This is a genomic window from Rhodococcus sp. PAMC28707 (assembly GCF_004795915.1).
GTDB lineage: Bacteria > Actinomycetota > Actinomycetes > Mycobacteriales > Mycobacteriaceae > Rhodococcoides.
On record NZ_CP039253.1, the window covers coordinates 1,107,793 to 1,120,251 of the forward strand.

Genomic DNA, 12,459 nt, shown 5'->3' on the forward strand with positions numbered 1-12,459 from the left:
CTCATTCCTACCAGCGACGGCCACGTGCGGTCGGGACGAGCGATGCGGGAAGGAAAACGATCAGCGGCCGCGACGAGCAAGGATCAACGCAAATCGCTCCTTCGGGTCCGTCCAGAACTGATCGACGCCGAATCCGGCGTCTGCCAGTTCTGCCGTAATCCCCTCTTGACGAAATTTGGCCGAAATCTCGGTACGCAACTCTTCACCCTTGGCAAAGTCGATGTCGAGGGCCAGATCCGCGATGACAATATGCTGAGCCTCTTTCGCACGAAGTCGCATTTCGATCCACTCGTTGTCTGCATCCCACACGGCAACGTGTTCGAACTGGGAGCGATCGAAATTCGCCCCTAGCCGATCGTTGAGTACCGACAGCACGTTCACGTTGAACTCTGCCGTCACACCGGCTGCGTCGTCGTATGCCGGGATCAGTACGTCCGGGTCGATGACGAGGCCCACTCCGAGGACGAGAAATTCGTCGGCAATCAGTGCACCGGCGATGTCGGACAGGAACCCCGCGCGCTCCTCGGGAGTCAAATTGCCGAGCGTGCCGCCGAGGAAGGCGATAGTTCTCCGCCCGTCGGCGGGCAGATTCTGCAAGGTGTCCGTGAAGTCGCTGACGATCCCGTGGACTTCTAGCGCAGGAAATTCGCGCGAAAGCTGCTCGATCGCGCCGGACAACGCCGACGGCGAGACATCCTGCGGAACGTACTTCGCAAGCGAGCCATGTTTGATTCCGGCCTCTATCAGCAATCTGGTTTTCTCCGAAGAACCGGAACCGAGTTCGACGAGGATCGCCGCGTCGGTGCGCTCGGCGATGTCTTGGGCATGGGCCTCGATGAGTGCCCGCTCGGTTCGAGTCGGGTAATACTCGGGCAACTCGGTGATCCGCTCGAACAATTCACTGCCGGTGGTGTCGTAGAACCACTTGGGCGAGAGCCACTTCGGTGACGCCGTCAGACCCTGCCTCACATCCGATCGCAAGTCCTCCAGTAACCGTTCCGGCGAGATGTGGACGTCCAACGCACTGTCTGACACGAAAATGCTCCTTCAATCGAGGTCGGTGATATCGAGGTAACCGGGCCGGGCCACCACGAACTGGTGGTCCGCAATCGGTTCCCACGACGGATCGTCGTCCAGCGGTTCGGACGCGAGGGTGACCGCGTCTTCGCCTCGCAGTACGGACAACGAGTGATACACGGTCGTGGCATAGAGCGTATGCCCGTCGGAGAGCAGGAGATTCAGCCGCGAACTCGGCGAAACGGATTCGACGCGGTTCACCAGGATGCGCAACGCCTTGTCCGCTTCGTGTTCACGAAGAAGGTTTTGCAGGATGACCCACAATGCTGCCGAATCCGTTGGTGCCGGTAGACGCAGAAGGTCCGCCAACGGCACTTGCTCGGCGAGGTCCGTCATCACCTCCGGCCAACCGAAGACGACACCGTTGTGACTGAAAGCCCAGGTGCCGTCCGTGAACGGGGCACACGCACTGCGCTCCACCGGCATTCCGACGGTCGCCGAGCGCACCGCCGCAACAATCGCCGTCGACTGTGCGGCGACAAGGACCTCGGCGACAGCTGGGTCCGACCACATCGGCATCGGATTTCGGTAGCTGCGCACGGTGCCTGCATCCCACCACGCGGTACCGAAGCCGTCGGCATTGATAGTGCCTCCGCCCCGCATGTCCTTGGGCGCCCACGATTGAACACGCAGGGAATTGCTACCCGCCGTCACAGCGTCGGCGACGCTGCGCTGCCGACCGAGGTAACCGAGATGACGGCACATTCAGCGTGACTCGACATCGCGTGCGCACCGAAAGCCGGCGAAGATCTGCCTACGAATCGGGTGATCCCAATTCCGGAACGTGCCCCGGCACGCGACCTCGTCGGTGCCGAACGAACCTCCGCGCAACACCTTGTAATCACCGCGCAGAAACACCTCGGAATATTCGACATACGGAAACGGCTCGAATCCCGGGTAGGGCTCCAGATCCGAAGACGTCCACTCCCACATATCACCGATGAGTTGCTGCACACCCTGCGGTGTCGCCCCCGCTGGATAAGCCCCGATGTCGGCTGGTTCCAGGTGCCGCTGACCCAAATTTGCGTGAGCTTCCGTCGGCTCGGCATCTCCCCACGGATACTTGCGGACCGAGCCGGTCGACGAGTCGAAACGCGCCGCCTTCTCCCACTCCGCCTCGGTGGGTAGGCGCTTGCCTACCCAGCGCGCGTACGCCTCGGCCTCGAAGAAGCCGACGTGAACCACAGGCTGGCTCGGCCGAATCGGGGCCGTGACACCGAATCGGCGACGCCACCACGCACCATCTGCGTCACGCTCCCAGAACAACGGCGCTCGAAGTCCCTCGGTGATCCGGTGCGACCAACCGCGCTCACTCCACAGATCTTCTCGGTCGTAACCACCGTCTTCGATGAATTCCACATACCGACCGTTGGTGACCGGTGCGACGTCGAGGGCAAATGTGGAAACGAATACCGCGTGCGCAGGCCGTTCGATGTCGAGCGCCCACGGATCGAAGGTGGTGCCCATCGTGAACGGGCCGCCCTCGATCACGACCTCGCCTGCCGCTTCGACGGTCGGGGCGGGAGGCGCGGGCGCCGAGAGGACCGCCGGTCCGAGCCGAAGCTGGTGCGTCGCAAGCATGGTCTCGCCGTGCTGCTGTTCGTGCTGCGCAACCATGCCGAACGCGAATGCATCTTGCTCGAGCCTGCGCCCATCGAGCGGGCTGGACGCGAGAATGTCCCATACCTTCTCCCGCACGGTGCCGACGTAGGCGCGAGCCTCATCCGGTGACAACAGAGGCAGCGAACGGCGGCTCGAACGCGAGTGCTTGAACGCGTCGTACAGTTCGTCGATGTCCTGGCGCACCGGATCACGGCCTCCGACGTCGCGGACGAGCCACAACTCCTCTTGATTGCCGATGTGCGCGAGGTCCCACACCAGCGGGCTCATCAGCGGCGAGTGCTGCGCGGTCAGCTCATTCTCGTCGACACTCTCGGTCAGCAGCGCACTACGTGCACGACTACGGGAAAGTACGACCTCTACTCGATCACGAAGATGCTCGACTGTCACGACACCGTCTCCTTGCTCGTGAAATGGCATGCGTCGATCGAACGGGCCACTGCGTCCCCTGGTTCGGGTGACTCACCCCGGCGACATCGCTCCGAGGCCGCTGACAACGAGTCCGCGTGATCACCTCCCGCGCGTGCAGCCAACCGCAGCAGTTCTACGGCCGTCTCACGCAAGTCGGCATCCGCCAACCCCAACTGTGCGGCATCGATCCATCGGCCTGCAGTCCGGTGGGCGAGCGCGGTTGCCGCCTCGGTGACTGCCGGGGTCGACAACAACGATTCGAACGCCGATGCCGGAACGACCCATTGCCCATCGGGTTGGGCGTCGAGGTACCGAATTTCGAGGTGTCCGCAGGCTCGAACGTGCGGAAACAGTGTGGTCAGGTGGTAGTCGAGGTCGACGGTGGTCGGCTGTCTCCCTGCCAGTGCCGCGACATCTCCTGCAAGCCAATCCGCAAACGTGGATCCGAACGGCGCCTCCCAGCTTTCCCCTTCACTGCGAATGCACAGCAACGGGACGTCGAGCGCCCATCTCGCATAGGCCGCGATGGGATCACCGCTGGCGGGAACGGCGGTGCGACTGCCGTCGAGTTCGAGCCAGGTGCGCATGCGCTGCGACGCCCAGGTGCCTTCCGGTGCGCCACGCAGACTGGGCGAGGATGCGAACGCGGCAACGAATGCGGGACCGATGGCCTCCAACATCTCCCACCGTGCAGCAACCTCGGCACGATCGACCCCGGCGTCGACGCTGACCTGAGCTGCAGCGGTGTTGCACATCATCAGCTTTCCGAACGGGCCGATGGTGGTGAAGCGTTTCTCCATTGCACAGTAGCGCGGTAGGACCAGCACCCGGTGCGCCTCACGCTCGGTGTCCGCGGGCACCGATGCCATATGGATGCCGGCTGCCTCCATGACGACGGTGACTTCACGGGAGTCCGAATCCAACGCGTTCTGCAGTTCGGCCACCGACGCATGCGGCGAGCTGGAGAGTTCGATCTGGCCGCCCGGTTCGATCGTGACGACGCTTCCGCCCGGCAACGTCAGGGCGGGTGAATCAGGTGCGATACTGCGCGGTGCGTAGTCCCCCAGCGCGTCGGCAAGATGTTCGAGTGACGGTCTGTCTCCGTCCTCGGCGAACGTCAACCATTCCAATTCGGCACCGATGAGCTGCGGCGGACCGAGCTTGAAGCAGACCCGAGACACATAGGCCTCGGCCGCAGGCCGAGAACTGAGCCCGAGCGACTTCTCGTTGGACGACAAAAGTGCCTCCTTGCATGACCCGCACTCGCCCGTACGAATGTGAATCGGACCAACCCGGGGACCGAACTACCCGACGCCGTGCTGCACGAAACGCGGATGCTGTGGAATCCTGCATCGACAATAGCCAGAAGTGCATCACAGCGCACCGACAACTTGTCGTAACCTGTCGTAAAGGAAGGCTCACTTACGGTGATCGATCTCGAGAGAATCCGCCGCGACACCCCTGCCGCAGAGACAGCAATCTTCCTCGACAGCGCCGGGTCCTCGCTGCCCCCGACGCCCGTCGTCGAGACTGCGGTTGCGCACTTGCGTCGAGAAGCCGTCGTCGGTGGCTACCGCGCTGCCATCGAGCGCAAACACGATCTCGCCGCCGTCAAGACTTCGATCGCGACATTGATCGGCGCTGAGGCGTCGGATATTGCGTTGAGCGACAGCGCAACTCGCGCATGGAGCGACGTCTTCTATTCGATTCCGTTGACCGCGGGCGATCGAATTCTGATGTGCGAAGTGGAGTATGCCAGCAACGCGATCGCAGCCCTGCAACGCGCGGCGGCGACGGGCGCGCGGGTCGAGATCGTGCCGAGTGATCCGACAGGGCAGATAGATCTCCTTGCGCTGGAAGCATTGCTCGACGAACGGGTCCGAATTGTCTCGCTGGTGCACGCTCCGACCAACGGTGGTCTGATCAATCCGGCGCGCGCAGTGGCCGATCTTGCGCATCGATTCGGCGCACTCGTGTTGCTCGACGCGTGCCAATCGATCGGTCAGATTCGCGTGGACGTCGCCGAGCTCGGAGTGGACGCTCTGAGCGCAACCGGACGAAAATGGCTGCGCGGGCCCCGTGGAACCGGTTTCCTGTACCTGCGCCCAGAACTGTCGGTATCACTGGAGCCGCCGGCCCTCGATCTACACAGCGCCCAGTGGACAGGAGAGTCCGAGTACCGACTCGCGCCCGATGTCACCCGATTCGAATTCTGGGAATGCGACGTCGCAGCTCGGTTAGCGCTCGGTACCGCCGTCGACTACTTGCTCGATATCGGCATCGACAACGCAGAAGAAGCGATATCTCAGCGTGCCGAATACCTGCGGACCGCGCTACGTGGTCTCGATGGTGTGTCGGTGCACGATCTGGGCGACCGCAGGAGCGGCATCGTCTCCTTCACAGTCGACGATCTGACGCCGACCGACGTCCGCGACTTCCTGGCTGCCAAGGGCGTCACGGTCACCGTGAGTCCGCGCAGTTCGACGCTCCTCGACATGACGCATCGGAAACTCGACGCCGTCGTACGGGCGTCACCGCACTATTTCGTCACGTTCGCGCAGCTGGACGAGATGGTCGAGGCACTTCGGACCCGGTGAGTTCCGGATGCGCTGGACAGGCTGGTCGAGCCGTCGTGTAAAGTCTTCCGGGTTGTCTCGGCGAGGGTAGAACCTACACAGGATCTACCGTGATCGACGCGGCTCGGCCCCTGGCCTTGCTCGTACGTGTCAGCCCCGACGAGTCTTTATCCGCCACAAGCGATACACCAGGAGCATTCACCACATGTCGAACGAAGCTAACAATCTCAAGGCGATCGTCCGCACCGAATTCGGCAAGGGTGCCGCGCGCCGTGCACGTCGCGACGGCCTCGTTCCTGCGGTTCTGTACGGACACGGAACCGACCCGCAGCACCTTGCACTCGATTCGCGGGCCTTCGCCAAAGTTCTCCGTAACCACGGCACCAACGCCGTGCTGACGCTCGACATCGACGGCGCAGAGCAGGTCGCGCTCACCAAGTACATCGTCGTGCACCCGATCCGCCGCAGCATCGAGCACGCCGACCTGCTCGTCCTCAAGAAGGGCGAGCGTGTCTCCGTGGAGGTCAACGTCCTGATCGAGGGCGACGCCGCTGCAGGCACCCTGGTCTACACCGACTCGACCGTCATCGAAATCGACGCGGACGCACTGTCGATCCCCGAGTCGATCACTGTCTCGGTCGAGGGTCTCGAAGCCGGAACTCAGATCCTCGCAGGCGCGGTCACGCTGCCTGAGAACGTCACCCTGGTGTCTGACGTCGAAATGCTGCTCGTCAATGTCGTCGAGGCTCCGTCCGAGGAGGACCTCGAGGCCGAAGGCGAAGGCACCGAGCCGACCGGCGAGGCCGCTGAGGGAGCAGCCGAGGAAAGCTCGGAAGAGTCCGAGAGCTGATCTCAGCCCTTTTACTACCGACGCGCCGCTCCCCTGCACTGGGGAGCGGCGCGTTGTTGTTTGTCACCGCAATGGAAGCATGGTCGCCGTGAATGTAGAGCCAGCCCTGATCGTCGGACTCGGGAACCCCGGACCTCAGTACGAGGCGACGCGGCACAACGTAGGTTTCATGGTCGCCGACGTGTTGGCCGCTCGAATCGGTGCAAAGTTCTCTTCTCACAAGAAGTCCAATTCCGAGGTGATTCAGGCGCGACTGAGCGATCGCCCGGTGGTGGTGGCCAAGCCGCGCACATTCATGAACCTCTCGGGCCAACCGGTGGCCGCACTTGCCCGATTCTTTTCCGTAGATCCGGGCAACATCGTGATCGTGCACGACGAACTGGATATCGAGTTCGGATCGATTCGCCTCAAGCTCGGCGGCGGCGAGGGCGGACACAACGGCCTGCGCTCGATTTCACAGCAGCTGGACACCAAGGACTATTTGCGCACGCGCGTCGGGGTCGGCCGACCGCCGGGTCGAATGGATGCTGCCGCGTACGTCCTGAAGCCGTTCTCCGCAGCCGAACGCAAAGATCTCGGCGTGATATGCGAGGAAGCTGCCGATGCGGCGGAACTGCTTCTACGCGTCGGGCTCGAAGCTGCGCAGAACCAGGTTCATCCGCGCTGAAGCATGTCGCGAAGCTAACACCGTTTTTGCCAACCTTCGCGCCCTGTTCACGTCCGAGCACGTGTGTGCGCTTTGCAAAAAGGGTGCGCGCTACCCCAGCAGCGCAGCCGAATTGGCCCGACGCAGCTTGCCCGAGGAGGTCTTCGGAATCGACCCAGGCCCCAGGACAGCGACCGTGCGTGGCCGCACGCCTACCTCCGAGTGCACGGCATGGACGACTTCACGCTCGATTCGCTTGACCTCATCCGGATCCTGAAAGTCGTTGGTTTCCACGGCAACTGCGAAACTTTCCCGCTTGTCACCGGCGTCGAGACGGATTGCGACGGCGTTGCCCGGGCGCACTCCGCGCACCGACCCTGCGGCACGCTCGATGTCGGTCGGATAGATGTTGCGGCCGCCCATGATGATGACGTCCTTGATGCGCCCGCACACCACGACCAGACCATCCTCGGTGAAGTAGCCGACGTCACCGGTGTCGAGCCAACCGTCCTCGTCCTGGGTTGCTACCGGGCCGTCGACGGTGATGTATCCGGGGGTCACCGCTTTGCCTCGTACTTCGATGATGCCGACACCGCGCGGTGTCAGTACCTGCCCTTCCTTGTCCACCACGCGCCCTTCGAGGTTCGGCACCATCTTGCCGAGCGTCGCCAGGGTCCGCACGTTGCCCTTGGTAGCCGGTACTGCGCGACCCATCGCCTCGAGCAGGTCTGCGTCGACGACGTCGAGCACCTGTCCTTGATACGGGTCCGGAATGGACACGGCCAGAGTCGTTTCCGCCATACCGTAGACAGGGGCAAGGGCAAGGGGATCGAGTCGGTACGGCCTCCCGGCCTCGGCGAGCGCCGTCATCGTGTCCGGATCTACCGGCTCGGCGCCGTTCCAGGCATAGCGCAGTGAGCTCAGATCCAAATCGAAATCGTCCGCGGCTTGCCGTAGCCGTCGAGCGAGTAGCGAGTAAGCGAAATTCGGTGCCGCCGTGACAGTTCCACGGTACTTGTCGATCAGCTTGGCCCACAGCAGCGGTGACCGCAGGAAGTCCAGTGGGGTGATACTGACGACCTCGGCCCCGACCTGCATGGGCACAGTAAGGAACCCGACCATACCCATGTCGTGGAACAGCGGCAGCCAACTGACCATGACGTCGCGGTCGACATCGAACTCGATCCGATCGATCATGGCGTACGCGTTGACGAAAAAGTTTTCATGGGTGATGCGCACCGCTTTGGGTGACCCCGTGGACCCCGACGTCAACTGTTGGAGCGCGATGTCGGACTCCGAGGTCTCGATCGGGTCGATGGGAGTGCCTCGACGCATGTCTTCGATTTTCAACACGGTGATGCCCCGTTCCTCGAGAATCGGGGCGGCGACGTCGAAAGGTGCTCCCAGAACGACTGCCTTGGACTCGATCATCTTCACCACGGATTCGGTGTCCTGCCCCCACACGGCAAGGTCGGTTCGCGGTGTCGGCTGATGAAGCATCGTGACCGAGCAGCCACGCATCCACGCGGCCTGACAGGCGGGTGCGATGTCCACCGGCTGCCCGGCGAGGACACCGATCGCGTCTCCGTGCCCGATCCCCGCCTCGGCCAGAGCGCCCGACATCGCGCGCGCATCCTGATGGATCTCACCCCAGGACTGACGGAGCGGCTGGTCAGGCTCGCCGGTCACCAGTCCACGACGACTGGATTGTGCAGTCGCGAACATTTCTTCGGTGAACTTACTCAATGCCATCTCCTCGTCGAGCGGGCGTGGTCACGGCAGGTGGTATTCAGGTTATTCAATCCTCGCGCGGAGGTGAACCATTACCGCCTTTTCGTCCGAGTATCCTGGTACGAGCCCGATGCCGTACAACGTGAGATTGAGGTTCGTTTGAGTACGCCGCCCGATTCGGTAGACGCTCCGGTCGACAAGAGCAGTACCGCCACCGAGTCGACGGCGCAGCCGAAGAACCCGCACAAGGAACTCGTCCACGAGGTCCATCGCAGGCGCACCTTCGCCGTCATCTCCCACCCCGACGCCGGTAAGTCCACGCTGACCGAAGCGCTCGCGCTGCACGCCCGAGTGATCTCGGAAGCCGGCGCCACCCATGGCAAAGCCGGTCGACGCGCCACGGTCTCGGACTGGATGGAGATGGAGAAGGCACGCGGCATCTCGGTGAGTTCGACCGCGCTGCAGTTCAATTACCAGCTCGACCGGAGCGTCGACGAGATCAACGTCATCAACCTTGTCGACACTCCCGGCCACGCCGACTTCTCCGAGGACACCTACCGGGTTCTGACCGCTGTCGATGCGGCAGTCATGCTCATCGATGCAGCCAAGGGCCTGGAACCACAGACGCTCAAGCTCTTTCAGGTGTGCCGCCAGTTCGGCATTCCGGTCATCACCGTCATCAACAAGTGGGACCGGCCGGGCCAGTCCCCACTGGAACTCCTCGACGAGATCGAACAGCGCATCGGACTGACACCGACACCGCTGTACTGGCCTGTCGGCATCGCCGGAGACTTCCGTGGTCTGCTCGACGTCAGGGCAGGAAATTACATCCGATTCACTCGAACCGCTGGTGGCGCCACTATCGCCCCCGAGGAATTGATGGATGCCGACGCTGCCGCTGCGCGCGAGGGCATCGAGTGGGACACGGCAGTCGAAGAGAGCGAACTCCTGGTTGCAAGCGGCCAGGGTCACGATCAGGAAATGTTCCTCGGCGGCCAGACATCGCCCGTCATTTTCGGTTCGGCGATGCTCAACTTCGGGGTTCGCCAGATCTTGGACACCCTGGTGGCGCTTGCGCCGCAGCCAGGACCGCGGGAAGACATCAAGGGTACGGCGAGGGAAGTGACCGATCCGTTCAGCGCTGTGGTGTTCAAGGTGCAGGCTGGAATGGATACTGCGCACCGGGACCGGTTGGCGTTCATGCGCGTCGTGTCGGGCGTATTCGAGCGCGGCATGGTCGTGACGCATTCGCAGACCGGTAAGCCGTTCACCACCAAGTACGCCTTGACGGTGTTCGGTCGGGAGCGGACCACCGTCGAGCACGCATATCCCGGCGACGTCGTGGGACTGGTCAACGCCACCGCTCTCGCGCCTGGGCATACCTTGTACACGGAGAAGAAGGTCGAGTACCCACCGATTCCTTCGTTCGCGCCCGAGCACTTCGCACTGTTGCGCGTGGACAGCGCCGACAAGTACAAGAAGTTCCGTCGCGGCGTGGAGCAGTTGGACTCCGAGGGCGTTGTCCAGGTGTTGCGCAACGATATTCGCGGTGACGCTTCGCCGGTTCTCGCAGCTGTCGGTCCCATGCAGTTCGAGGTGGTCATGGCCCGAATGAAAGCTGAGTTCGGTGTCGATGCTCGTCTGGAATCGCTGGGCTATTCACTCGCTCGCCGGACCGACACCGAATCTGCGGTCGAGTTGGGTCGCCAGCGCGGGGTGGAGGTTTTCACGCGGACGGACGGCGTGCTGCTCGCTCTCGTCAGCGACAAGTGGCGTCTGCAGTATCTCCAGAAGGAGATGCCCGAACTGACGCTGGAGCCCCTCGTCGCTGCCGGTGAATGACCCGCAACGGGAAAATACTCGCAATCGGACCGGTTAAACAGTCATAGTGTTACGCTTCCGAAGTCCGAACGGGCTTCGGGTACGTTTCATACTCGAGCGCAGCACATTGCACGCCGAGACGTGGCATGACACAGGTTCTTCACGACGCGAGGTCTTCTATGACGCAGGGTTCCAGCTATCCGCAGGCGGGAATCAAGATCGGCCAAACACCGGCCCACCGGTTGAGTACGCCGACCCCGAAATTGGCCGCGGATATTTCGCCGCCTTGGGCGGACTCGCCTGCATCGACCAATCCGAAGACCGCTACACCTCCGGCGAAGGATCCCGCCGAGATGGCACCTACTAGGCCCGCAAAACCTGCGATCACGCAGGAACTGGAGCAGCCGGTCATGAAGCAGGAACCCCCAAGTGCCGGCCCCGAGCAGCCGTCCAAAGATTCGAACGAGGTTGAAGTGACTACTAGCGATCAGATCTCCGAGCACGGCCTGCCGACCAACGGCCGATCGAGCACCTACGCATCGAACGGCGCCAGTAGCGGCCCGTCGTCGAGCCCGGCACGCGGCGCAGCACCCGACCGCCGCACCGCGATGGGTGTTGCATCGGTACGCATAGCGGGCCGACTCACTCAGAACGAGCTGGGCAGCCGCACCGGTGACATCCGTACGCCAGACACTTCGGTCGGCCCCGACGAGCTACTCCAGCTCCTCGGTGAGTACCTCACCTCCGGTGGACTGCAGAACCCTGAGATACATGTCAGGTCCAACGGTCAGACCATCGTGCTCGATCTACTCAACCCGGCCAAGGGTTACCGCTGATCTCTCACCGCATGTGACGGAACACCTCTGGCTCGACTATGTCCAGTATCAGAGGGTTCCACCGCTTCCAGTGCTATTCGTGCTCTTCCAGCCTCGACGGCCGTGCATCTTCGGGGATGTCAGCGGCCGCGCACGGACGTTCCTCTGCTGTGAACCATCCTCGGTAGTGGAACAGCCGACCCAATATCGGGCTGGTGACGTCGATCTGGATGCGATGCCGCTGCTCGCCCTCGTCCCACCACTCGCGTCCGGTTGTCAGGGCAGATGCGAACGCGGGGACACGTAGCCCGCGTATCCGTGGAGCGCCGCTCTCGAGCAGGATTCCACCATCGGAGTCCGCGCTACATCGAGTGTGTACCAGCATGTCCGAGCTGTATCCCAGATAGTCCAGCGCAACATCGTGCCCCTGGGACACAGCCGGTGTGACCATCACCGAGTTCATGCCCTGTGGCTTTCCGACGAAGGCAAACCTGCGCACGAACGACATCGTCTCCCGACCCAGTTCGTCGGTATACGCGTAGTTGGCGACGGTGAAGGGAACGTCGGTTCCTCGACCCCCGGGGAACAAACCCCGCCGGGCCCCGAGCGCAAGAACGGGCCATGGCACCAACGCCGAATGGGTCATCTCTTCCATGACGCCGACGCCGATCTGGCAAAGCCCGTCCGCTGCGGAGAGTCCGAACCGCCACTGCACCTTGGGATGCAGATCCTCGAACGAATCGCCCATGGCCTTGCGCACCACGGACGTCACTGAGTGGACCCCATCTCGGCCGTCAGTTGGAAGGTCGGTATGAAAAGTATGGACACGATGTACTCGTAGGTCCTCTCGTATCCGGTGTGCGCGGTCCGCCGAACCGTCCTGCTATCGAAAGTACCTACTGCCGTCGTGCC

At 62.8% G+C, this 12,459-nt stretch carries 11 protein-coding genes; 5 read left to right on the plus strand and 6 right to left on the minus strand.

The window, feature by feature from the left end:
- Window positions 1-60: 60 nt before the first annotated feature.
- The 4 genes from egtD to egtA are packed head-to-tail and all read right to left on the minus strand — an operon-like array spanning window position 61 to window position 4,346.
- The gene (egtD, locus tag E5720_RS04905; protein ID WP_136169703.1) at window positions 61-1,035 is read right to left on the minus strand and encodes an L-histidine N(alpha)-methyltransferase; all 975 of its coding nucleotides are present in this window, start codon (window positions 1,033-1,035) and stop codon (window positions 61-63) included.
- Between the two features lie 12 nt (window positions 1,036-1,047).
- A complete protein-coding gene (gene egtC / locus E5720_RS04910) occupies window positions 1,048-1,782 on the minus strand; it encodes an ergothioneine biosynthesis protein EgtC (protein ID WP_136169704.1) in 735 nt (244 codons plus the stop codon).
- Window positions 1,783-3,117, minus strand: coding sequence for an ergothioneine biosynthesis protein EgtB (gene egtB, locus E5720_RS04915; RefSeq protein ID WP_136169705.1), 1,335 nt, complete (start codon window positions 3,115-3,117; stop codon window positions 1,783-1,785). It abuts the gene before it with no gap.
- Complete coding sequence (gene egtA / locus E5720_RS04920) at window positions 3,084-4,346, minus strand: ergothioneine biosynthesis glutamate--cysteine ligase EgtA (protein WP_136169706.1); 1,263 nt, start codon at window positions 4,344-4,346, stop codon at window positions 3,084-3,086. Before egtA ends, egtB begins: the two co-directional genes overlap by 34 nt.
- Window positions 4,347-4,535: 189 nt before the next feature.
- Here egtA and E5720_RS04925 point away from each other — a divergent pair, with 189 nt between their 5' ends.
- The 3 genes from E5720_RS04925 (at window position 4,536) to pth (ending at window position 7,201) form a co-directional block, all read left to right on the plus strand.
- Window positions 4,536-5,705 carry an aminotransferase class V-fold PLP-dependent enzyme gene (locus E5720_RS04925; RefSeq protein ID WP_136169707.1) on the plus strand — a complete coding sequence of 390 codons (1,170 nt, stop codon included), beginning with the start codon at window positions 4,536-4,538 and terminating at the stop codon, window positions 5,703-5,705.
- 184 nt (window positions 5,706-5,889) lie between these two features.
- Window positions 5,890-6,534 (plus strand): 50S ribosomal protein L25/general stress protein Ctc, encoded by a 645-nt coding sequence (locus tag E5720_RS04930; RefSeq protein WP_136169708.1) that lies wholly within the window; start codon window positions 5,890-5,892, stop codon window positions 6,532-6,534.
- A gap of 88 nt (window positions 6,535-6,622) precedes the next feature.
- Window positions 6,623-7,201: an aminoacyl-tRNA hydrolase gene (gene pth, locus E5720_RS04935; protein ID WP_136169709.1), complete on the plus strand. Its 579-nt coding sequence runs from the start codon at window positions 6,623-6,625 to the stop codon at window positions 7,199-7,201.
- Between the two features lie 90 nt (window positions 7,202-7,291).
- On the opposite strand, the gene E5720_RS04940 is transcribed toward pth, so the two are convergent.
- Window positions 7,292-8,926, minus strand: coding sequence for a fatty acyl-AMP ligase (locus E5720_RS04940; protein ID WP_136169710.1), 1,635 nt, complete (start codon window positions 8,924-8,926; stop codon window positions 7,292-7,294).
- A 144-nt stretch (window positions 8,927-9,070) separates the two neighbouring features.
- On the opposite strand from E5720_RS04940, the gene E5720_RS04945 reads away from it, so the two are divergent.
- Together E5720_RS04945 and E5720_RS04950 are read left to right on the plus strand one after the other, a co-directional pair.
- On the plus strand, window positions 9,071-10,753 hold the full coding sequence (locus tag E5720_RS04945; RefSeq protein ID WP_136169711.1) for a peptide chain release factor 3: 1,683 nt from the start codon (window positions 9,071-9,073) through the stop codon (window positions 10,751-10,753).
- 158 nt (window positions 10,754-10,911) lie between these two features.
- Window positions 10,912-11,568, plus strand: coding sequence for a hypothetical protein (locus E5720_RS04950; protein ID WP_136169712.1), 657 nt, complete (start codon window positions 10,912-10,914; stop codon window positions 11,566-11,568).
- A 73-nt stretch (window positions 11,569-11,641) separates the two neighbouring features.
- On the opposite strand, the gene E5720_RS04955 is transcribed toward E5720_RS04950, so the two are convergent.
- Window positions 11,642-12,319 (minus strand): DUF4166 domain-containing protein, encoded by a 678-nt coding sequence (locus E5720_RS04955; RefSeq protein WP_136169713.1) that lies wholly within the window; start codon window positions 12,317-12,319, stop codon window positions 11,642-11,644.
- Window positions 12,320-12,459: the final 140 nt, after the last annotated feature.